The sequence below is a fragment of the Kitasatospora sp. NPDC057692 genome (assembly GCF_042799475.1).
In the GTDB taxonomy this organism is placed as follows: Bacteria; Actinomycetota; Actinomycetes; order Streptomycetales; family Streptomycetaceae; genus Kitasatospora.
Window position 1 is genome coordinate 43,294 of the sequence record NZ_JBHVIV010000043.1, and the last position, 21,403, is coordinate 64,696.

Below are 21,403 nucleotides of genomic sequence, written 5' to 3' on the forward strand. Positions count from 1 at the left end.
CCCGGGCTCCCCCGCCCCCCCCCCAGACCCGGGCACCCCCCCCCCCCCGCCGGCCCCCCCCCCCCGCTCCCCGGGCGCCCCCGCCCATGCGGCGCGCCCGCCACCCCCACCCCGCACCACCCACCTCCACCCCGCACTACCCACCTCCACAACCCACCCCGCCTCTCCCACCCAGGCGAGAGGGACGCGCTGCGGGAGGGGGCGGCGTAGGGGGTGGCCGCGGAGAGGGGCGTAGCGGGTGATTTTCAGACTGCCAACGGCGAGCACCCACCCCCACCAGGGTCGGCAGTCGGAAAATCATCCAGCCCCCGGAGCGGCCACCCCCGGAGCCGACCCCGCACCCACCCTCCCGAAAGCCGCACTGCACACGGCCGACCCCCGCCCCATCCCTCCCATACCGGACAATGGACCCGTACCACCCCAGGTCACCCGCGACCGGAAGGCCAGCATGTCGGCACCAGCACCCGGACAGCTCACCGTCCCCGACTGGCTCACGCGCAGCATCACCGCCGCCCACCCCGCCGAGGCGGCCGCCTGGCTGGCCGACCTGCCCGCCCTGGTCACCGCCCAGCTCACCCGCCTCGACCTCACCCTGGACCGCGTCCTGGACCCCGGCGGCAGCCTGAGCCTGGTCGCCTACGCGCACCGCAACGACGACCTCACCCCGGCCGTCCTCAAGGTCTCCCTCCGCACCCCCGAGACCGCCCACGAGCCCGAGGCCCTCACCGCCTGGGCCGGCCGCGGAGCCGTCCTCCTCCTCGACGCCCACCGGACCCCCACCTCCGGCGTCCTCCTCCTGGAACGCCTCCACGGCGAGATCCCCCTCCGCTCCCTCGCCGAGCCCAAGGCCATGCTGGAAGCCACCAGCCTCCTCCACCGCCTCTGGCTCCCGCTCCCCCTCACCGCCCCTCACGCCCTCCCCACGACACCCCCCACCGCTCCCCCCGTCCCCACCGCCGCCGTCCCCGAAGCCGCCCCCCTCCTCACCGAGGCCCGGGACACCGCCACCGCCCTCGCCGCCTCCGCCACCGAGCGGTTCCTCCTCCACGGGGACTTCCACCACGGCAACGTCCTCGCCGCCGACCGCGCCCCCTGGCTGGCGATCGCGCCCCGCCCCCTGATCGGCGAACGCGCCTACGACCTGGCCCGCCTCGCCCTCGACCGCGCGGACACCCTCATCGGCTCCCCCGGCGCCCCCGCCGCCGTCCGCCGCCGCCTGCACCGACTCGCCGAGGCCCTGGACGTCGACCGCGACCGCCTCCGCGGCTGGACCCTGGTCCGCGCCGTCGACCTCGCCCTGGCCGCCCTGGCGGCGAACCGCCGCCCCGAGGCCGAGCTCTACCTGGAGTTCGCCGGCGCGCTCTGAGCCGAACCGGCCCCGCCCGACCCCCGCAGCGGCAACGGCGCCCCCATCACCACGTACCGCCGCTCCGTGTTCGGGAAGTGCACGGCCCGCGCGAGGTCCCGGTACCCCAGTGCCCGGTAGAGCCGCCGGGCCGGCGTCTCGGCGTCGATCGCGGAGAGGATGCTGCGGTCCATCCCGGACCGCCGGGTCAGCGTGCGGATCAGCGCCGAGCCGACCCCCCGCCCCTGGAACTCCGGCAGCACGTGCAGCTCGGTGACCGCGAAGACGCCGTCCAGCCAGTCCCCGTGCCCCCGGGCGACCAGGTAGGGCTCGATCACCGTGCTCCACCAGTGCTCACGGTGGTTGGGCATGCCGTACCCGAACCCGATCAGCCGCCCGCCGCTGAGCGCCCCGAACGCGATCACCCCGGGCTGCTGGGCGTGCCGCCCGACGATGTGCAGCCGGACCATGACCTCCTCCGGAGTGAGGCCGAACGCCACCGCCTGCACGTCGAGCGCCTGCGGAGCCCACGCCGCGAGGTCGATGGCCTCGATCACCACTCCGGCCGCCCCCGCCGTCCCGGTCCCCCCGGCGCCTCCGGAGCCCCCGGCGCGCCCAGTCCCTCCGGTCATCCGACCCCACCCCCTCAGAACAGCACGCTCATGAACGCCCCGACCTCCTGGAACCCCACCCGCCGGTACGCGGCCCGCGCCCGCAGGTTGTAGTCGTTGACGTACAGCGAGACCACCGGAGCCACCTCCCGCAGCGCGATGTCCAGCACCGCCGCCATCCCGGTCTCGGAGAACCCCTGCCCCCGGTGCCCGGGCGCCACCCAGACCCCCTGGATCTGGCAGGCCCCCGCCGTGACGGCCCCGATCTCCGCCTTGAACACGACCTGCCCGTCCTCCCCGAACCGGGCGAACGAACGCCCGGTGGAGACGAGTTCGGCGACCCGGGCCTGGTAGAGCAGCCCCCCGTCGCCGGCCAGCGGCGACACCCCGACCTCCTCGGTGAACATCGCCACGCAGGCCGGCATCAGGGTGTCGATCTCGCCCCGCCGCACCCGCCGCACCAGCGGATCCGGCTCGATCTCGGCGGACGGCACGCTCGTCGACATCAGCGGCTGATGGGCCCGCACCTCCCGGGCCGGCCCCCAGCTGCGCTCCAGCAGCGCCCACAGCGCCGCGGTGGGCCCGGCCGGACCCACGATGGAGGAGCAGCGGCGCCCCTGCCGGCGGGCGCGCTCGGCGAAGGCCTGGACGGCCGGCGGACCGGCGTTGACCAGCACCAGGTTGGCCCCCGCGTAGCAGAGCGCGTCGAGCTCGCCCTGCTCGTCGTACCAGCCCCACATCTCGCCGCCGAGCCGCCAGGGGTCGAGGCCCACGGCCTCCACCCGGGTCGCGACGAAGGCGTTGGCGACCGGATCGCGGTGGAGGACGGCGAGGGCGTCGGCCAGGTCCGGCGGTTCCAGCACGCGGGTGGTCGCCAGGGCGCGGGCGGCCTGGAACGAGCTGGGGAGCATCACACCTCGATCGAGCATCGAGACAGCACCTTACTGAGACGACTCTGGCCGCACCCTACTCCCTGGCCCCACCCGGACACGGCCGCGGGGCCGTCCGCGCACGGACGGCCCCGCTTCCGGAAGAACTGCGCGGACCTACCCGACACCGGGGTGGGTCACTCGCCGGCGGTGACGGTCGGCGCGCCGGACTCGACGCCCTCGTCCTCCATCTGCTCGGCGATCTTGAACGCCTCCTCGATCAGGGTCTCCACGATCTTCGACTCCGGGACGGTCTTGATGACCTCGCCCTTGACGAAGATCTGGCCCTTGCCGTTGCCGGAGGCGACGCCGAGGTCGGCCTCACGGGCCTCACCCGGGCCGTTGACGACGCAGCCCATGACGGCGACGCGCAGCGGCACGTTCATGCCCTCCAGGCCGGCCGTGACCTCCTCGGCGAGCTTGTAGACGTCGACCTGGGCGCGGCCGCAGGACGGGCAGGAGACGATCTCCAGGCCGCGCTGGCGCAGGCCGAGCGACTCCAGGATCTGGTTGCCGACCTTGATCTCCTCGGCCGGCGGGGCGGAGAGCGAGACCCGGATGGTGTCGCCGATGCCCTCGGCGAGCAGCGCGCCGAAGGCCACCGCGGACTTGATGGTGCCCTGGAAGGCGGGGCCGGCCTCGGTGACGCCGAGGTGCAGCGGGTAGTCGCAGGCGGCGGCGAGCTGGCGGTAGGCGTTGATCATCACGACCGGGTCGTTGTGCTTGACCGAGATCTTGATGTCGCGGAAGTCGTGCTCCTCGAACAGCGAGCACTCCCAGAGCGCGGACTCGACCAGCGCCTCGGGGGTGGCCCGGCCGTACTTCTCCAGCAGGCGCTTGTCGAGCGAGCCGGCGTTGACACCGATCCGGATCGGCACGCCGGCGTCCTTGGCGGCCTTGGCGATCTCGCCGACCTTGTCGTCGAAGGCCTTGATGTTGCCCGGGTTGACGCGGACCGCGGCGCAGCCGGCGTCGATCGCCGCGAAGACGTACTTCGGCTGGAAGTGGATGTCGGCGATCACCGGGATCTGCGACTTCTTCGCGATGATCGGCAGCGCGTCGGCGTCGTCCTGGGAGGGGACGGCGACCCGCACGATCTGGCAGCCGGAGGCGGTGAGCTCCGCGATCTGCTGCAGCGTGGCGTTGATGTCCGAGGTCACCGTGGTCGTCATGGACTGCACCGACACCGGGGCGTCGCCGCCGACCGGCACGTTGCCGACCATGATCTGGCGGGAGACACGGCGCTTGGCGAGCGGCTTGAGCGGCAGAGACGGAATACCGAGCGAGATCGCGGTCATGTGCGCAGGGTTCCCCGGGGTTGAGGTGTGGTCGGTGCGGCCGCCGCTGGGACGGCCGGGCCCGGGCGCGCCGACGATCGCGCGCCCGGGCTCCAACGGTACGGCACGGGAACGGGCGCCCGCGCACCCGCCGTCCCGCAGGCCTAACTGATCTTGACCGGGTTCACCAGGTCGGCCACCATCACCAGCAGCGTGAAGCCGATGAACACACTGGCCACGACGTAGGCGACCGGCATCAGCCGGGCCACGTCGAACGGGCCGGGGTCGGGCCGGCGGAACAGCCGGGCGAAGCGGCGGCGCACCGACTCCCAGACCGCGCCCGCGATGTGGCCGCCGTCCAGCGGCAGCAGCGGCAGCATGTTGAAGAGGAACAGCGAGAGGTTGATCCCGGCGAGCAGGTTGACGAAGTAGGCGATCCGCTGGCTGCCCGGGATGTCCAGCGCGAACACCTCGCCGCTGACCCGCGCCGCGCCGACCATGCCGATCGGCGAGTCGGCCTCGCGCGGGGTGCCGTCCACCACCGAGTGCCAGAGGCCGGGGATCTTGCCGGGCAGCGCGGCGAGCGACTTCACGCCGTTCTCCGCCATGTCGTACATCCGGTCGAGGGACTGGCCGAAGCCGAGCTGGACCACCCCGGTGGTCGGGGTGAAGCCGAGGAAGCCGGCCCGCACCGTCTCGCCCTTGACCGGCACCCCGTCGGCGTCGTACTTCTGCACGTCGTTGTCGGCGATGGTCGGGTTGAGCGTGAGCTGCCGGCCGTCGCGCTCGACCACCAGGTCGACCCTCAGGCCGGCCGACTTCCGGATGTCGCCCTGGAGCTGCTCGTAGCTGGTGATCCGGTCGCCGTTGAAGGAGACCACCTTGTCGCCCGGCTTCAGCCCGGCCTGGAAGGCGGGTGCCACGGGCGCGTCCGCCGGGCAGTTGTCGGTCGGCTGGCCGGCCTTGACGACGCACTCCGAGACCGTGCCGATGGTCGGCACCGACATCGGGACGCCGAAGCCCATCAGCACCGTCAGGAAGAGCCCGAAGGAGAGGATCAGGTTCATGAACGGGCCGGCGAACATGACGATCACGCGCTTCCACGGCTTGCGCGTGTAGAAGAGCCGGTGCTCGTCGCCCTCCTTGACCTCCTCGTAGGAGGCCTCCCGGGCGTCCTCGATCATGGTCCGCCAGGGCGAGGTGGAGCGCTGGGTGATCCGCCCGTCGGCGCCGGGCGGGAACATCCCGATCATCCGGATGTAACCGCCCAGCGGGATGGCCTTGAGCCCGTACTCGGTGTCGCCCCTCCTCCGCGACCAGATCGTCGGACCGAAGCCGACCATGTACTGCGGCACCCGGATGCCGAACAGCTTGGCCGTGGAGAGGTGGCCGAGCTCGTGCCAGGCGATCGAGAAGAGCAGTCCCAGTACGAAGACCAGGATGCCGACCACCGTCATCACCGTTGCCACCGCTGCTCCTCCGTCATGCCGCTCCGCTCATCCTGTCGTCGTACCGGTCGTCCGGCGGTGCCGTCCGGGCGGACCCGGATCAGCCCGAGGCCAGCTCGCGGGCCCGGGCGCGCGCCCAGTCCTCCGCGTGCAGGACGTCCTCCACCGTCAGCGAAGTTCCCGCCACGGGGCTGCCGTGCTCCGCCACGACCTTCGCCACAGTGTCCACGATCCCGGTGAAGGCGAGGCGGCCGTTCAGGAAGGCCTCCACACACTCCTCATTGGCCGCGTTGAACACCGCCGGGGCGGTACCGCCCAGCGTGCCGACCTCACGGGCCAGCTCGACCGCCGGGAAGGCGTCGTCGTCCAGCGGGAAGAACTCCCAGGTCGCCGCCCTGGTCCAGTCGCAGCCCGGGGCCGCGTCCGGCACCCGGTCCGGCCAGCCCAGGCCCAGCGCGATCGGCATCCGCATGTCCGGCGGGCTCGCCTGCGCCAGCGTCGAGCCGTCCGTGAACTCCACCATCGAGTGGACGACCGACTGCGGATGGACCACGACCTCGATCCGGTCGAACGGCACGTCGTACAGCAGGTGCGCCTCGATGACCTCCAGGCCCTTGTTCACCAGGGTGGCCGAGTTGATCGTCACGACCGGGCCCATCGCCCAGGTCGGGTGCGCCAGCGCGTCCGCCGGGGTGACCCCCGCCAGCTCGGCGCGGCCGCGGTTGCGGAACGGGCCGCCGCTCGCGGTCACCACCAGCTTGCGGACCTCGGCCCGGGTGCCGCCCGCCAGCGCCTGGAACAGCGCGGCGTGCTCGGAGTCCACCGGCACGATCTGCCCCGGCTTCGCGACCGCCTTCACCAGCGGACCGCCGACGATCAGCGACTCCTTGTTGGCCAGCACCAGCACCCGGCCGGCCCGCAGCGCCGCCAGCGTCGGGCGCAGGCCGATCGAGCCGGTGATGCCGTTCAGCACCGAGTGGCACTCCATCGCCGCCAGCTCGGTCGCCGCGTCCGGACCGGTCAGCACGGCCGGCAGCGCACGGCCCGCCGCCTTCGCGGCCAGCGCCTCGCGCAGCGCCGGCTCGGCCGCCGGGTCGGCCACCGCCACGGTGTGCACGCCCAGCCGCAGCGCCTGCTCGGCCAGCAGCTCCACCCGGCCGCCGGCCGCCGACAGGGCCACCACCCGGAACCGGTCCGGGTTGCGCAGGACCACGTCGATGGCCTGGGTGCCGATCGAGCCGGTGGAGCCGAGGATCACCAGCTCCCGGGGGCCGGAGGGGTTGTTCACCTCGGGGGTGAACCGCAGCTGCGGGTGGGCGAGCGAAGTCATGCGCCCATTGTGTCCTGCCCGGCCGTCCGCCCGGCACCACGGGACCGCTCCCGGGGCGCCGGACGCGCTCCCGGGCTACCGTCGGAGCCATGCGCATCGTCATCGCCGGGGGCCACGGACAGATCGCCCTGCGGCTGGAGCGGCTGCTCGCCGACCGCGGCGACCGCCCCGCCGGGATCGTCCGCCGCCCCGAGCAGGCCGAGGACCTCGTCGCCGCCGGGGCCGAACCGCTGCTGCTCGACCTGGAGGCCGCCGCCCCGCCCGAACTCGCCCGGCTGGTCGAGGGCGCCGACGCCGTGGTGTTCGCGGCCGGCGCCGGGCCGGGCAGCGGCGCCGCCCGCAAGCTCACCGTCGACCGGGACGCCGCGGTGCTGCTCGCCGACGCCGCCGCGCTGGCCGGCGTCCGCCGCTACCTGATCGTCTCCTCGATGGGCGCCGACGCCCGCGCCCGGTACCCCTCCGACGAGGTCTTCGAGACCTATCTGCGGGCCAAGGGCGCCGCCGACGACGCCGTCCGGGCCCGCACCTCGCTGGACTGGACGGTGCTGCGCCCCGGCCGCCTCACCGACGGCCCGGGCACCGGCCTGGTCCGGCTCGCGCCGAACGTGCCGCGCGGGTCCGTCGACCGGCAGGACGTCGCCGCCGTGCTCGCCGCGCTGCTGCACGAGCCCGGCACCGCCGGGCAGACCCTGGAACTGGTCGGCGGCGACGCCACCGTGGCCGAGGCCGTCGCGGCCGCCGGAGGCCGCGCCTGACCCCGCGCACGCGCGAGGGCCCGGCCGCACGACGCGGCCGGGCCCTCGCTCGGATCACCCTCAGAGGGCCAGGCCGGTGAGGACCAGCACCTTCTCCACGGTGTAGTCGTCCATCGCGTACCGGACACCCTCGCGGCCGACGCCGGAGTCCTTGACGCCGCCGTACGGCATCTGGTCGGCGCGGTAGGACGGCGCGTCGCCGATGATCACACCGCCGACCTCCAGCTCCTGGTGGGCGCGGAAGGCGGTCTGCAGGTCGTGGGTGAACACGCCCGCCTGGAGGCCGAACAGCGAGTCGTTGACGGCCGCGAAGGCCTCGTCCACGCCGTCCACCCGGTGCAGCGACAGGACCGGGCCGAACACCTCGGAGGTGGCGAGGATCGCGTCGGCCGGCAGCTCCGCCAGCACGGTCGGGGCGTAGGTCGCGCCCTCGCGGGTGCCGCCGGCCAGCAGCTTCGCGCCCTTGGCCACCGCGTCGTCCACCCAGGACTCGACCCGCTTGGCGGCGTTCTCGTCGACCAGCGGGCCGACGTCCGTCGCGTCGTCGTTCGGGTCACCGGTGACCTGGGCCCGCACCTTGGCGACGACCTTCTCCGCCAGCGCGTCGTACACCGACGCGTCGGCGATCACCCGCTGCACCGAGATGCAGGACTGGCCGCCCTGGTAGTTGGCGAACATCGCGATCCGGGTGGCCGCCCAGTCCAGGTCCGCCTCGGAGGACCAGTCGGCGAGCACCACGGCCGCGGCGTTGCCGCCGAGTTCGAGGGTGGTGTGCTTGCGCGGCACCGAGTCCATGATCTGGTAGCCGACCTTGTCCGAGCCGGTGAAGGAGATCACCGGCAGACGCGGGTCCTGCACCAGGGCCGGCATCCGGTCGTTCGGCACCGGCAGGACGCTCCAGGAACCGGCCGGCAGCTCGGTCTCGGCCAGGATCTCGCCCAGCACCATGGCCGACAGCGGGGTGGCCGGGGCCGGCTTGAGGATGATCGGCGCGCCGACCGCGATCGCCGGGGCGATCTTGTGGGCGACCAGGTTCAGCGGGAAGTTGAAGGGGGCGATGCCCAGCACCACGCCGCGCGGGAAGCGCCGCACCACCGCGAAGCGGCCCGTGCCGCCCGGGTCGGTGTCCAGCCGCATGGTCTCGCCGTTGGTCCGGCGGGCCTCCTCGGCCGCCCAGCGGAACACCGAGACGGCGCGGCCGACCTCACCGCGGGCCCACTTGATCGGCTTGCCGTTCTCGGCGGTGATCAGCTGGGCGATCTCCTCGGTGCGCTCGGTCAGCCGCCGGGCCACGTGGTCCAGGGCGGCGGTGCGCACGTGCGCCGGGGTCGCGGCGAACACCGGCAGCGCGGCGACGGCGGCCTCCAGGGCCTCCTCGACCTGCGCCTCGGTGGGGATGCTCACCTTGCCGACCAGGCGGCCGTCCCAGCTGTTGTGCACCTCGAAGTCGGCGTCGCCGCTCGCCCGGCGGCCGGCCAGCCAGAAATCGTACGTGGTGGTCACCGTGGTACCGGCCTCTCCTCGTCGTCCTCACGACCCCACGGACGTGGAGCCAGAACCGAGGGTAGGACGGGCGACGCGCCGACCGGATTGGACACCGAGTAGCGTTCGCCCCCGCCGCCACTCCACCGCGTCCAGCCTCCGAGCGGCCTTTCCTCACTCCTCGCCGGAGCGCAGCGCCAGCCAGAGCTCCATCCGGACGTCCGTATCGTCCAGCGACCGCCCCAGCAGCTCCTCCACCCGCCGCATCCGGTACCGCAGGGTGTGCCGGTGCACCCCCAGATCGGCCGCCGCCGCGTCCCACTGCCCGTGCCGCGACAGCCACGCCCGCAGCGAGGCCACCAGATCGCCGCGCGCCGTCCGGTCGTGCTCGCGCAGCGGCCGCAGCAGCCCCTCCGCGAAGGCCGTCACGGCGTCCTCGCCCAGCAGCGGCAGCAGCGAGCCCGCGCCGACCTCCTCGTGGTCCACCGACCGCCGGCCCCCGCGCAGCGCCACCGCCAGCGCCCGCTCGGCCTGCGCGTGCGCCGTCCCGGCGTCCTCCAACGCGGCCGGCGCCGACACGCCCAGCGACAGGCCCTCGTGCTCCTCCACCGCCCCCAGGCACGCCCGGTGCACCGCGCCGTTGTCCAGCGCCAGCAGCATCAGCCGCGGTCCGTGCGCGCCCTCCTCCCGCGCCACCAGCAGCTTCTCGCCGACCCGCGACCCGGCCTGCTCGGCCCGGTCGCCCAGCTCGCCCAGCGCCTCCCCCGCGTCCGCGCCCTGCGCCGCCCCGGCCACCAGCACCCGGACGGTCCCCTCCGGCAGCCCCCCGAACAGGCCCGCCGCCACCTGCCGCGCGGTCGCCACCTCACCGGCCAGCACCATCCGCAGCAGCGCGGCGCCCATCTTCTCCTCGGCCTGCCGCAGCTCCCGCGACCGCTCCAGGGTCAGCGTCAGCAGCGCCACCGCCGCGTTCAGCACGTACCGCTCGGTCGGCGTGATCCGGTCCTCGGTGCCCACCGCCAGGAAACCCCGGGCCCGCCGGTCCGCCCCCAGCGACTGGACCACCACGTAGTCCTCGTCCGCCGTGTCTATCCCCGGCGCGCGGCCCTGCAGCGCGGCGCTCGACGGCGCCGGGCGCCGGCGCAGCCGGTCCACCTCCGCCGCGAGCCGCCCGGCCCGGCGCGCCGCCCAGTCCGGCGCCACCACCGACAGGGCCCCCGACCCGTCGTACAGCGCCGCCCAGCCGCCCAGCCGGGCCGCCAGCCGCCGGACCACCGCCGTCGTGCCGTCCTTGCCCAGCGCGGCGCGGGTCAACTCCTCCTGCGCCTCGAAGCTGGTCGTCACCGCCTCGTACTGCTCGGCGGCCAGCGCCGCCGACACCACCTTGCTGATCGCGATGAACGGCGTCGGCTCCGGCACCCTCAGCAGCGGCAGGCCGCGCTGCGCCGCCGCGTCCACCAGCGGCTGCGGCACCTCGGTGTGCGACAGGCCCACCCCCAGCCCGAGCCCGACCACCCCCGCGTCGGCCAGCCGGTGCACGTACGCCTGCAACTGGGCGGCCGTACGGCCCAGCTTGATCCCGGTGGTGAGCAGCAGCTCGCCGCCCTCGAGGAACGGCGTCGGGTCGTCCAGCTCGCTGGTGTGCACCCAGCGGACCGGCCGCTCCAGGTGGTCCGCACCGGCGAGGACCGTCAGATGGAGCGAGGTGTTGCGGACGACGGAGGCAAGTGTGGGGGGCATGGCACCTTCGGGGGAACGACCCGACCGCGCCGTTGCGGCCGGGCGAGAGAGGGCTGGGGGTCCTTGGGGGTCCCACCTCTCATTATGGACGCCCCGGACAAGCCGCACTGCCGAATCCACCTCGAAGGCGAGCTTCGTCCACGGCCCATGGCCCTCGGTCCTCGGACCACCCTCCCCGGCCCACGGCCCACGGTCCTCGGTCCTCGGTCCCGTCAGTCCCGGAGGTCCACCAGCAGCGGCGGCACCTGCTCCCCCGAGACCGCCGTCAGCGACAGCACCGCGTGCCCGGCCGGCAACGCGTGCGCCAGGTCCGACGGGGACCACCGCAGCCGCTCCACCTCCCGGGTGGTCACCGACTCCGTCTGCGCGGTCGTCCCCGACAGCGCCTTGCGCCCCATCCGCCCGGCCCGCCGCACGATCCCGCCCGAGGTGTCCGGGGCCAGCGTCACCGCCGTCTCCCGCACCAGGTGGGTGCCCCAGGCCTCCGAGAACAGCCGGCCGTCCCACGGCGCGATGCCCGGGAACGCCGCCCGGCAGCCCACCGCCCCGAACAGCGGCGCCCGCAGCGCCTCCGGCAGGTCGACCAGCGTCCGCAGCAGCAGCACCACCCCGGCGTTCGCCCCGCGCAGCCGCTGCAGCCCGCGCACGATCCCGGCGTCCAGCGCCGCCGAGGCGTCGTCCACCACCAGCCCGGCGAACAGCGACCGGTCCCCGCGGGCCCCCGCGGCCTGCACGAACTGGCCCACCAGCAGCCGCGACAGCATCCGCGCCGCCTCCGGGTGACTGCGCTCCGGCAGCTTCACCCGCACCCGCAGCGGGTGGTCCAGCACCCGCATCGCGAACGGCGGGAGACCGGTGCCATCGGTCGCGAACACCCCCTCGAAGGCCGGCCGGTCCAGCAGCGCCAGCCGGTCTGCCAGCAGCGCCCCCGGATCGTCCGCCCGGCCGCGCTGGCGCTCCCGGTGCTCCAGGTCCCGCTCGTACGAGCCCAGCCGGCCCGCCGCCCGCAGCCCCTTCACCAGCGACTCCAGGGCCTCCGGCTCCCCGGCGAGCAGCGCCCGCAGCTCGCGCACCCCCGGGTAGCGGCCGAACGCGGCGTGGAACGGGCCCACCATCTGCTGCAGCACCGTCCGCGCCGTCTCGGCGCGCGCCGTCAGCTCGTCCGGCAGCAGCGCCTCCGCCAGCCGGGCCGCCGCCTCGTCCGGGTCCTGCGCCGCGCCGTACAGGTCCAGCCCGTAACGGGACGCGGCGTGGCCCGGGGCGATCACCACGTCGTACCAGTCGTCCGGCCCCAGGTCCGCCTCCGACGACCCGATCACCACCGCGCACGCCGTCCCGGCCAGCGCCTGCAGGCACAGCGCCTCCGCCACCGGACGGGCCAGCCGCGCCGTCTTCCCCGTCCCGGCCGGGCCCACCGCCAGCAGCGAGGTGCCCAGCACCGCCGGATCCAGCGCGAAGCCCGCCGCCCGGTGGGTCAGCGGGTTCTTCGGCACGTCCTGCGCGGTCCCGAGCCGCACCTGGCCCAGCAGCAGGTCGTGCCGCTCCGCCCGCCCCGGCAGCTCGCGCGCCTCCGACGGGTGCGCGAACGCCGCCGCGCCGCGCAGCGACACCTGCTCGGCGAAGGCCGGCAGGAAGGCCCGGTCCGCCTGGGCCGACTCCCACGCCCGCTGGATCCGCACGTAGTCGACATCCCCGACCGCCTCGCCGTCCAGCAGCCCGGCCGCACCCGCCGCCCCGCCCTGCCGCAGCACCGCCCACGGATCCCGCTGCCGCACCGCCTCCGCCTGCTCCGCCACGGACGCGGGCTCCTCCTCCGTCACGGTCCGCGACAGCACGGGCAGCGCGTACCGCCGCCAGACCTCCACCCACCGGCCCATCTTGCCGAAGACCTTGATGACGACGGCGATCGCGACGACGTTGACGACCAGCAGCGTGAACATGGCACCGGCTTCCGAGGGCTCGGCGAGCGGGCCGATCCCGGTTTGCCGACCGAACCAGACGAGCAGGTACATCAGCAGCTGGGTGCCGTAGAGATAGGCGAACCACGCCACCACCGCGTTCAGCCCCGCGCGCAGGAGAAGGGGCCAGGTCGGAACCTTGGCCGCCTCGGCGCGGTCGGGGTCGATCTGCCGGTAGCCCTCCCGGAAGACGCCCGGGGCGGCCTCCGGGCGGGGGGCGGCGACCCAGGCGGCGAGGTCGAAGGGCACGCGGGCCGGGTGGCGGGGGTGCGGCATCGCGGTGGGCGGGTGATGGGGGGTGGCGGTGGTCCGCTCGCTGTGGCTCCGTGCCCCGTCCAGTCCCATGTACGGCCCCGCTCCCTCGCCCGCCGGCCCGACCGCCGTCGGTGCCGCCCATACCCATGCCGCCGCCCCGGCGACACGCCCGCGCTCAATGTAGTGGAGCGGAGCCCACCGGTCGTGGCGCCCATCGCGCTGGCCGCCCCGGACAAGTCGGACGGCCCAGTGCTACCGAGTGGCGCATGCCTGCCCGGGGAACGCCGCCGTAGCCTGCGAACTACCGAGCCGAGAAGTCTGGAGAAACCCATGAGCGCCGCAACGCCGCTCCCGCAGGAGCGCCGTCTGGTCACCGCGATCCCCGGTCCGAAGTCGCAGGAGCTGCACGCCCGCAAGCTGGGTGCGGTGGCGGCCGGCGTCGGCACCACCCTGCCGGTGTACGTGTCCCGCGCCAACGGCGGTGTGCTGGAGGACGTGGACGGCAACTCGCTGATCGACTTCGGCTCCGGCATCGCCGTCACCAACGTCGGCAACAGCGCCGAGGCCGTGGTGGCGAAGACGACCGAGCAGCTGGCCGCCTTCACCCACACCTGTTTCATGGTGACCCCGTACGAGGGCTACGTGGCCGTCGCCGAGCAGCTGAACGAGCTGACCCCGGGTGACCACGAGAAGCGCACCGCGCTGTTCAACTCGGGCTCCGAGGCCGTCGAGAACGCGGTGAAGATCGCCCGCGCCTACACCAAGCGCCAGGCCGTCGTGGTGTTCGACCACGGCTACCACGGCCGCACCAACCTCACCCTGGCGCTGACGGCGAAGAACATGCCGTACAAGCAGGGCTTCGGTCCGTTCGCCCCCGAGGTCTACCGGGTGCCGGTCGCCTACCCCTACCGCTGGCTGACCGGTGCGGAGAACTGCGCCGCCGAGGCCGCCGCCCAGGCGATCGACACCATCAACAAGCAGATCGGCGCCGAGAACGTCGCCGCGATCATCATCGAGCCGCTCCAGGGCGAGGGCGGCTTCATCGAGCCGGCCAAGGGCTTCCTGCCGGCGATCGTGGAGTTCGCGAAGGCGAACGGGATCGTGTTCGTCGCCGACGAGATCCAGACCGGCTTCTGCCGCACCGGCCAGTGGTTCGCCTGCGAGGACGAGGGCATCGTCCCGGACCTGATCACCACCGCCAAGGGCATCGCCGGCGGCCTGCCGCTGTCCGCGCTGACCGGCCGCGCCGAGATCATGGACGCCGCGCAGACCGGCGGCCTGGGCGGCACCTACGGCGGCAACCCGGTGGCGTGCGCCGCCGCGCTGGGCGCCATCGAGACCATGAAGGAGCAGGACCTCGTCGGCAAGGCGCAGCGGATCGGTGAGATCATGCTGGGCCGCCTGCGGGCCATGCAGGAGAAGCACGAGATCATCGGCGAGGTCCGCGGCCGCGGCGCGATGATCGCCGTCGAGCTGGTGAAGCCGGGCGGCAAGGAGCCGAACGCGGAGGCCACCGCGGCCATCGCCAAGGCCTGCCACGCCGAGGGCCTGGTCGTCCTGACCGCCGGCACCTACGGCAACGTGCTGCGCTTCCTGCCGCCGCTGGTGATGCCGGAGCACCTGCTGAACGAGGGCCTGGACATCCTCGAGGGCGCGTTCGCCACCGTCTGATCCGGCCCGTCGGCGCCGCACCGGTCGGCGCCGCACCGAAGACCCGCCGGAGGGATGTCCGGACAGCGCCGAACGGCCCGTGGGGACCTCGTCCCCGCGGGCCGTTCGGTTTCGAACCCGGCGTGACGCCACCGGCGCGGACGGTGAAGATGGTGTGCGGAATCGCTGAAGCTCCTCGGCCCCGCAAGGAGCTTGACGTAGTGTCATCACAGATGGACAGCGAGCCCCAGCCATGGGCGGATCCGTCCGCGGCACCGCCCTCCGGGACGGCTCCGCGCGAGGGCCGCGAGGACAACCAGGCCGCCCCTCCCGGGGCGGTGCACACCGAAAGCCGATCGACCGGCCGTCCGACCCACACCCCCCGGGACGCACGGAGCGGCGATCATCAGAGCCGCCCCGGAGCTCTCCCCCCTGCTCCGGGGCGGCTGCCCCGCGTCCTCGGCCACCCGGTGGTGCCGGTGGTCCTCGGGGTGGTCCTGCTCCTGGTGTCCTGGCAGGTCGCGGTGGACGGGCCGCTGCTGGGCCTGGACCGCTGGGCCCGGCACGCCGTCCGGGAGACCCGGCACACGCTGCACAGCACCCTGCTCAACCACCTCGGCAAGGCGTTCTCCGACCTGGGCGGGGGCTCGGCGGCGGTACCGGTGCTGCTGCTCGGCGGGGCGGTGGCGGCCTGGCGGGAGCTCCGGGCGGGCTTCGCGCGCTGGTGGCTGCCGCTCCCGGTGGCGGTGCTGACGGCCGGGCTGATCCCGCTGCTGGTCGTCCCGGCGAAGGCGTGGTTCGCGCGGCCCGGCCCGTTCGGGCTGCCGCTGGCGGCGGACCAGTGGGGCTGGTACCCGTCCGGCCACACCGCGACCGCCACGCTCGGGTACGGGGTGGCGGCCCTGCTGCTGGCCCGGACCGCCGGCCCCCGGGCCCGGCGGGTGCTCGCCGCCGGGACGGCGCTGCTGGTGACGGGCGTCGGACTCGGCCTGGTGTGGAGCGACTACCACTGGCTGCTGGACGTGGTGGCCAGCTGGTGCCTGGGCGGCCTGGTCCTCTGGGTCCTCGCACGCCGGCCGCTCACCGCCCGCCCCGGTGCGCACCGGCCACCGCCGGCCGGGGGCTAACCCTCGGCCGGGGCCTCGTCGTTGCGGTGGACGAGGCCGGGCTCGCCGTTGTCGCGGTGCCACTCGACGACCAGCTCGTCGCGGGCGCCGAAGCGGACCAGGTGGCGGCCGACGACGTCCTCCAGGCCGGGGAGGTTGTCCCGCTCGCCCTCGACTGCGAGCAGCAGCGCGTCGGGGGCGGCCTCCAGGGTGGCGGTGCCGGCGCCGAAGACGAGGGTGCCGCGGCCGGTCTCCTCGGACCAGTCGGCCTGGATCTTGCGGCCCATGTGGGCGGCGAGCTGCTTGGCGTAGCGGGCGGAGCGGTCGGTGGCGACGCGGGCTTCGGAGCGGGGCACGGGCCCTCCAGGGTCAGGGGAGGGAACTTAGGATGCCCTCACTCGCGACCTACGCTAACGCAGATACTGAGCCTTGCTCAACACTTTTCCGGGCGCCTCGGGACCGGCCGATACCCTGGGTCGGACACCTGCCGAGGAGAGCCGCCCATGACCACCACGCCGACCGACGACGCGGCGAGCTCCTCCCCCGTTCCGGATCCGGCGGGCGCCCCGGACACCGCCGCCGAGCTGGCCGACGCGATGACCCGGGCGATCAAGCGGATCCGCCGCCGCACCAGCGAGCGGCTGGAGCCCTACGGCATCACCCCCGGCCAGGGCCGCGCCCTGCGGGCCCTCGCGCACGCCCCCGGCTGCGAGCTCCCCGACCGCGCGATGCGGCTGAGCGACCTGGCCGACCGGCTGCACATCGCCCCGCGCTCCGCCACCACGGTGGTGGACGCCCTGGAGGAGGCCGGCCTGGTCGAGCGGGCCCCGGACCCGGCCGACCGCCGCGCGGTGCGGATCCTGCTGACCGCGGCCGGCCGGTCGGCGGTGGAGCGGATCGGCCAGGTCCGGCACGAGGTCGCCCTGGAGTACTTCGGCCCGGTCAGCCCCGCCGAGCAGGAGGTGCTGCTGCGGGCGCTGCGGACCGCCGAGTCCGCGTACGCGGCGACCGCCGGCCCCACCGCCGCGCCGCGCCGGACAGCGCCCCCGGGCGCAGCGCGGTGATCCCGATCCCGGCGACCACCAGGACCGCGGCGACGGCGGCCGCCGGTCCGACCGGCTCGCCGAGCAGCAGCCACGCCGAGGACATCCCGAACACCGGTACCAGCAGCGAGTAGGGCGCGACGGCGGTGGCGTCGTAGCTGCGCAGCAGGTAGCTCCAGGCGACGAAGCCGAACAGGGTGGACACCAGTCCGACGTAGCCGATCGCGCCGACGCCGGCGAGGCCGATCCCGCGCAGGGCCCGCAGGTCGGCCTCCGGGCCCTCGACCAGCAGCGAGAGGCCGAGCAGCGGCAGCGGCGGCACGGCGCTGACCCAGACCATCCAGCGCAGCGCGTCCGGCGGGGCGGCCCTGCGGGTCAGTACGTTGGACAGGCCCCAGGCGGCCGCGGCGAGGACGACCAGGGCGAAGGCGCCGAGCGGTCCGCCGAGGCCGCGGTCAACGGCGCTCAGGCCGATCCCGAGGAAGGCCACGGCCAGGCCGAGGAGCCGCTGCCCGCCGGGCCGCTCGCCGAGCAGGAGGCCGGCGAACAGTGCGGTGAAGACGGCCTGCCCCTGGAGCACCAGGGAGGAGAGGCCGGCCGGCATCCCGGCGTGCATGCCGAGGAAGAGCAGGCCGAACTTGACCACCCCGAGCACCACGCCGACCGCGAGCACCCACCGCCAGGCGACCTTCGGCGGGCCGACGAGGAAGACCGCCGGGACGGCGACCACCGCGAACCGCAGGGCGCAGAAGAGCAGCGGGGGGAAGTTCTCCAGGCCGATGTGGATGAGGACGAAGTTGAGGCCCCAGACGGCGGCCACCAGAACGGCCAGGGCGATGTGTCGCGGCCTCATGCCGCCGTTCGTGCCGCCGCCCGGGGCGGCCTGCGGGGATGCGCTCATGGGACGAGGATGGCCGCCGGTCACCGTGTAGCACCAGCGATGAATGCTGAAGGCAACGCTTTAGCATGGCTTCATGATGGATCTGGGGCGCCTGCGGGCGCTGCACGCGGTGGCGGTGCACGGCTCGGTCGGCGGGGCGGCCGCGGCCCTCGGCTTCACCCCGTCCGCCGTCTCCCAGCAGATCGCCAAGCTGGAGCGGGAGACCAGGACGGTGCTGCTGGAGCGCCAGGGCCGCGGGGTGGTGCTGACGGACGCGGCGCGCGAGCTGGCCGGCACCGCGCAGGCGGTGCTGGGCCTGGTGGAGCGGGCCGAGGTGCGGTTGGAGGAGCAGCGCGGCCAGGCGGTCGGACGGCTGCTGGTGGCCGCCTTCGCGACCGGCGCGCGCGGGCTGATGCCGGGCGTGCTGGCCGAGCTGCGGGAGCGCTGCCCCGACCTGGACGTGCGGCTGTTGGAGTGCGACCCGTACCCGGCGGCCGAGCTGGTGGCGCGCGGCGAGGTCGACCTGGCACTCGTCCAGGACTGGCCGACGGTGCCGCTACCGGTCCAGGACGGGCTGTCCCGGATGGACCTCGGCGAGGACCCGGTGGACCTGTTGGTGCCGGTCGGCCACCCGCTGGCCGAGCCTGCGGCGGTGCCGGAGGAGCGGCTGCGCGGGCAGCGGTGGACGAGCGTGCCGCCGGGGAACATCTGCCACGACTGGCTGGTCCGGACGCTGCGCGAGGCCGGCGAGGAGCCGGACGTGCGCTACCAGGTCGGCGAGTTCGAGACCCAGATCGCGCTGATCGCGGCGGGGCTGGGCGTCGGGCTGGTGCCGCGGCTGGGCCGGGGCGCGCTGCCGCCGGGGGTGGTCGCCCGGCCGGTGGTGCCGGAGCCGGCCCGGCGGGTGTTCGCGCTCTGGCGCTCCCAGGCCTCGCGGCGCCCGGCGATCACCGAGGCGCTGGCCGCGATGCGGGCCCGGTGGGACGCCCTGGACGGCTGACGGGCCGTCGAGGACGGCGGGCCGACGCGGCCGAGGGTCCGGCGCGGCGTCAGCCGGCCAGCCCGATCACCAGCCACATGAAGCCCACCCCGCCGAGGGTGCAGAGCAGCGTGGTCCGCGAGGGGTGCGGGCTGTGCGCCTCGGGGAGGATGTCGGAGGTCGCCAGGTAGAGCAGGAACCCGGCGAAGAACCCCAGGTAGAGGCCGAGCAGGTGCCCGGAGATGGTGAACAGCAGGGTGATCGCGGCGCCCGTGACCGGTGCGAGCGCGTCCGCCGCGAGCAGGGTCAGCGCCCGCCGCTTGTTGTTCCCGTAGAGCCGGGTGATCGTGTACGTGTTGAAGCCGTCGGCGAAGTCGTGCGCGACCACGGCGATCGCCACCACCGTCCCGACCGTCGTCCCGGCCTGGAAGGCAGCGCCGATCGCGAAGCCGTCCATGACGCTGTGGCCGACCAGGGCGAGGGCGGCGGTCAGGCCGACGCCCTGGTGACCGTCGATGCCGGAGCGGCCGCGGCCGTGAGTGTGGCCCTGGGCGGACCGCTGGCCGTGGGTGTGGGCGGCGTACTCCGCCTCGTGGCCGCGGTGGATGGCCACCGCCCGCTCGACGATGTGGATGGCCAGGAAGCCGGCCGCGAACATCAGCAGCGCCTGCGGCACCCCGTGGACCTCCTCGGGGGCCTGGTGCAGCGCCTCCGGGAGGAGGTCGAAGGCGACCACCCCGAGCATCAGTCCGGCGGCGAAGCCGAGCACCAGGTGGCGGCGGTCCCCGGTGCGCTGCGCGACCCAGCCGCCGATCAGCGTCATCAGGAAGGCGCCCGCGGCGACCAGCACCGCGGTCACCGCTCCACCCCCGCGGCGGACCGTCTGCTCACTCGTCTCCCCCCGTGTTCCGCCGTCCCCGGGCCGGTCGTCGACCGGTGCCGGACGGCCGTGTCCCCCAGCGTCGTGCAGCCCGCGCGCCGACGCCCGCCGGACGGGCCGTCGGGGTGATCGGGCCGGGCGCCACCGCCCGGCCGACGGCTCGCCGCCCGACCGGCGGCTCAGCGCCCGGCGGCGAGCGGCAGACCGAGGTGGGTGCGCGCCAGCTCGCGCACGCCGTCCCCGTCGACCAGGTGGATGTGCCGCAGCCCGTCCTCGCCGGTGAGGTCGAGCGCCCCGTCGGTGAAGTGGCCGGTGGTCAGCCGCAGGCCGCGTTCGGCGGCCTCCTCGCGGACCGCCTCCGCCAGCGTGCGGATCTCCTCCTCCCCCACCGGTCCGGCGCTCCGCGAGGCCCAGACCACCCAGCGGCCGGGCAGCGCGCTGCCGGTCGGCCCCTCCCCGGTGGCCACCAGCCCGGCCGGGCCGCGCAGCCGCACGCTCCACTGGCCGAGCCCGCCCCGGGTGAGCAGTTCGCGCACCAGCTGGGCGAACTCGTTCGCCGACAGGTCGGGCGCCGCCGGGACGGTGGCGGCCGCCTGCGCGGCGGGCTCGACACCCGCCCGCCCGTACGGGTCGGGGCTGACGGCGGCGCCCAGCTGGCGCAGCCGGACCAGGGCCTCGTCCTGTTCGGCGTCGGCGTAGACGCCCTCGCCGTCGGGCTCCTCGTCGGGGTCGGCCGGCGGCAGCAGCCTGGTGCGGGCCAGGGCGTCGCGGTCCGCGTCCACGCTCACCAGGCAGAGCGGCTCGGCCCCGCCGGGCTCGCGCAGCCACCCGTTGAGCACGACCCCGGCGAGGATCTCGTCGGTGTCGACGGCGTCGGCGGCCTGCAGGGCGCGCAGGGCGAGCCGGGCGACCAGCCGCAGGTAGTCGGCGGCCCGGTCGGCCGGCGGACGCGGCACCGGGAGGATCTCGCCGTCCGCGCCGAGCCGGTAGCCGGTCAGCGAGGGCACCACGTCGAGGGCCGGCAGGTCGAGGTCGAGCACGGCGGTGCGGGTCAGCGGCCGGTAGACGGCGCGGCAGGGTGCCGGGAGGTCCTGGGTGTGGGTCTCGGCGGCGGCGAGGGCGCGCTCCAGCAGCGACTCGACGGCGGCCGGCTCGGCCTGCCGGTAGGCCCGGCGGCACTCCTCCAGGGACTCGTTGTACTCCTGCACCGCCCGCGCCCGGGCCTGTTCGGCCTGGTCGTGGGCGCGCCGGGACTCGTCGGCGACCGGGTCGGCGGCGTCGGCCCGCCGGGTCCGCCACTCGCGCAGGGCGCGCTGGTGGGCGAGCCGGGCCGTGGCGAGTTCACGCTGGTAGCCGGAGTCGAGCAGCCGGCGGGCCGGGCCCTCGTCGGGTTCGGCGGCGGGCGGTTCGGCGGGCGCGAAGTCCTCCCAGCGCGGCTCCGGGTCGGCGCCGGCCGCCGTGGCGGCCGGGCCGTCGGCCGGGTAGGGGCGCGGCTCGTAGCGGCGCAGCTGGCTCTCGAAGTCCATCGCCGAGACGGGCAGCGCGGCCCGCCGGAGCAGGTCGGTCAGCCGATCCTGCTCGGCCTGGACGGTGACCGTGCGGTGGTGGGTGAGCGCGGCCGCCCGGGCGTGGGGGGGGGGGGCCGGGGGGGCCCCCCCCCCCCCCCCCCCGGCCGGGGGGGCGGGCGCGGGGGCGCCCCCCCGGGGGGCGGGCGGGGGGCCCCCCAGGGCCGGGG

At 75.1% G+C, this 21,403-nt stretch carries 17 protein-coding genes and 1 pseudogene; 6 read left to right on the top strand and 12 right to left on the bottom strand.

All coding sequences use genetic code 11. The features are described from left to right. Nucleotides 1–448 precede the first annotated feature (448 nt). The gene (locus tag ACFVFS_RS23370; RefSeq protein WP_380626554.1) at nt 449–1,366 is read left to right on the top strand and encodes an aminoglycoside phosphotransferase family protein; all 918 of its coding nucleotides are present in this window, start codon (nt 449–451) and stop codon (nt 1,364–1,366) included. On the opposite strand, the gene ACFVFS_RS23375 is transcribed toward ACFVFS_RS23370, so the two are convergent. From ACFVFS_RS23375 to dxr, 5 genes are all read right to left on the bottom strand, one after another. Next, nucleotides 1,339–1,905: a GNAT family N-acetyltransferase gene (locus tag ACFVFS_RS23375; RefSeq protein WP_380626555.1), complete on the bottom strand. Its 567-nt coding sequence runs from the start codon at nt 1,903–1,905 to the stop codon at nt 1,339–1,341. The two genes, ACFVFS_RS23370 and ACFVFS_RS23375, sit on opposite strands and share 28 nt — an antisense overlap. A gap of 86 nt (nt 1,906–1,991) precedes the next feature. Further along, the gene (locus ACFVFS_RS23380) at nt 1,992–2,867 is read right to left on the bottom strand and encodes a GNAT family N-acetyltransferase (protein WP_380626574.1); all 876 of its coding nucleotides are present in this window, start codon (nt 2,865–2,867) and stop codon (nt 1,992–1,994) included. Nucleotides 2,868–3,022: 155 nt separating this feature from the next. Then, complete coding sequence (ispG, locus tag ACFVFS_RS23385) at nt 3,023–4,183, bottom strand: flavodoxin-dependent (E)-4-hydroxy-3-methylbut-2-enyl-diphosphate synthase (RefSeq protein ID WP_380626556.1); 1,161 nt, start codon at nt 4,181–4,183, stop codon at nt 3,023–3,025. 143 nt (nt 4,184–4,326) lie between these two features. After that, a complete protein-coding gene (locus ACFVFS_RS23390) occupies nt 4,327–5,631 on the bottom strand; it encodes a M50 family metallopeptidase (protein ID WP_380626557.1) in 1,305 nt (434 codons plus the stop codon). A 79-nt stretch (nt 5,632–5,710) separates the two neighbouring features. Beyond that, entirely contained in the window at nt 5,711–6,940 is a 1,230-nt protein-coding gene (gene dxr / locus ACFVFS_RS23395; RefSeq protein ID WP_380626558.1) for a 1-deoxy-D-xylulose-5-phosphate reductoisomerase, read from the bottom strand. A gap of 89 nt (nt 6,941–7,029) precedes the next feature. Here dxr and ACFVFS_RS23400 point away from each other — a divergent pair, with 89 nt between their 5' ends. After that, the gene (locus ACFVFS_RS23400) at nt 7,030–7,695 is read left to right on the top strand and encodes an NAD(P)H-binding protein (protein WP_380626559.1); all 666 of its coding nucleotides are present in this window, start codon (nt 7,030–7,032) and stop codon (nt 7,693–7,695) included. A 60-nt stretch (nt 7,696–7,755) separates the two neighbouring features. On the opposite strand, the gene ACFVFS_RS23405 is transcribed toward ACFVFS_RS23400, so the two are convergent. The 3 genes from ACFVFS_RS23405 to ACFVFS_RS23415 all read right to left on the bottom strand — a co-directional run bounded on the left by ACFVFS_RS23405 (nt 7,756) and on the right by ACFVFS_RS23415 (nt 13,220). Next, a complete protein-coding gene (locus ACFVFS_RS23405; protein WP_380626560.1) occupies nt 7,756–9,198 on the bottom strand; it encodes an aldehyde dehydrogenase family protein in 1,443 nt (480 codons plus the stop codon). 153 nt (nt 9,199–9,351) lie between these two features. After that, nucleotides 9,352–10,917, bottom strand: coding sequence for a PucR family transcriptional regulator (locus tag ACFVFS_RS23410; protein WP_380626561.1), 1,566 nt, complete (start codon nt 10,915–10,917; stop codon nt 9,352–9,354). A gap of 212 nt (nt 10,918–11,129) precedes the next feature. Next, nucleotides 11,130–13,220, bottom strand: coding sequence for an ATP-binding protein (locus tag ACFVFS_RS23415; protein WP_380626562.1), 2,091 nt, complete (start codon nt 13,218–13,220; stop codon nt 11,130–11,132). A 240-nt stretch (nt 13,221–13,460) separates the two neighbouring features. Between ACFVFS_RS23415 and gabT the strand changes: the two genes are divergently transcribed. Both gabT and ACFVFS_RS23425 read left to right on the top strand, forming a co-directional pair. After that, entirely contained in the window at nt 13,461–14,801 is a 1,341-nt protein-coding gene (gene gabT, locus ACFVFS_RS23420) for a 4-aminobutyrate--2-oxoglutarate transaminase (RefSeq protein ID WP_380626563.1), read from the top strand. Between the two features lie 449 nt (nt 14,802–15,250). Then, on the top strand, nt 15,251–15,907 hold the full coding sequence (locus ACFVFS_RS23425) for a phosphatase PAP2 family protein (RefSeq protein ID WP_380626564.1): 657 nt from the start codon (nt 15,251–15,253) through the stop codon (nt 15,905–15,907). Here ACFVFS_RS23425 and ACFVFS_RS23430 read toward each other — a convergent pair. Then, nucleotides 15,904–16,242 carry a DUF2218 domain-containing protein gene (locus ACFVFS_RS23430; protein ID WP_376096760.1) on the bottom strand — a complete coding sequence of 113 codons (339 nt, stop codon included), beginning with the start codon at nt 16,240–16,242 and terminating at the stop codon, nt 15,904–15,906. The genes ACFVFS_RS23425 and ACFVFS_RS23430 overlap by 4 nt on opposite strands. Nucleotides 16,243–16,482: 240 nt before the next feature. Here ACFVFS_RS23430 and ACFVFS_RS23435 point away from each other — a divergent pair. Further along, nucleotides 16,483–16,704, top strand: a pseudogene (locus tag ACFVFS_RS23435) (MarR family winged helix-turn-helix transcriptional regulator); the annotation flags it as partial. 124 nt (nt 16,705–16,828) lie between these two features. Here the strand turns inward: ACFVFS_RS23435 and ACFVFS_RS23440 are convergent. Beyond that, nucleotides 16,829–17,782, bottom strand: a complete 954-nt coding sequence (locus ACFVFS_RS23440) for an EamA family transporter (protein ID WP_380626575.1) — start codon at nt 17,780–17,782, stop codon at nt 16,829–16,831. Between the two features lie 121 nt (nt 17,783–17,903). Between ACFVFS_RS23440 and ACFVFS_RS23445 the strand changes: the two genes are divergently transcribed. After that, nucleotides 17,904–18,809, top strand: a complete 906-nt coding sequence (locus tag ACFVFS_RS23445) for a LysR family transcriptional regulator (RefSeq protein WP_380626565.1) — start codon at nt 17,904–17,906, stop codon at nt 18,807–18,809. Between the two features lie 49 nt (nt 18,810–18,858). On the opposite strand, the gene ACFVFS_RS23450 is transcribed toward ACFVFS_RS23445, so the two are convergent. Beyond that, nucleotides 18,859–19,611, bottom strand: coding sequence for a ZIP family metal transporter (locus ACFVFS_RS23450; protein WP_380626576.1), 753 nt, complete (start codon nt 19,609–19,611; stop codon nt 18,859–18,861). A 236-nt stretch (nt 19,612–19,847) separates the two neighbouring features. Continuing rightward, entirely contained in the window at nt 19,848–21,194 is a 1,347-nt protein-coding gene (locus tag ACFVFS_RS23455) for a restriction endonuclease (protein WP_380626566.1), read from the bottom strand. Nucleotides 21,195–21,403: the final 209 nt, after the last annotated feature.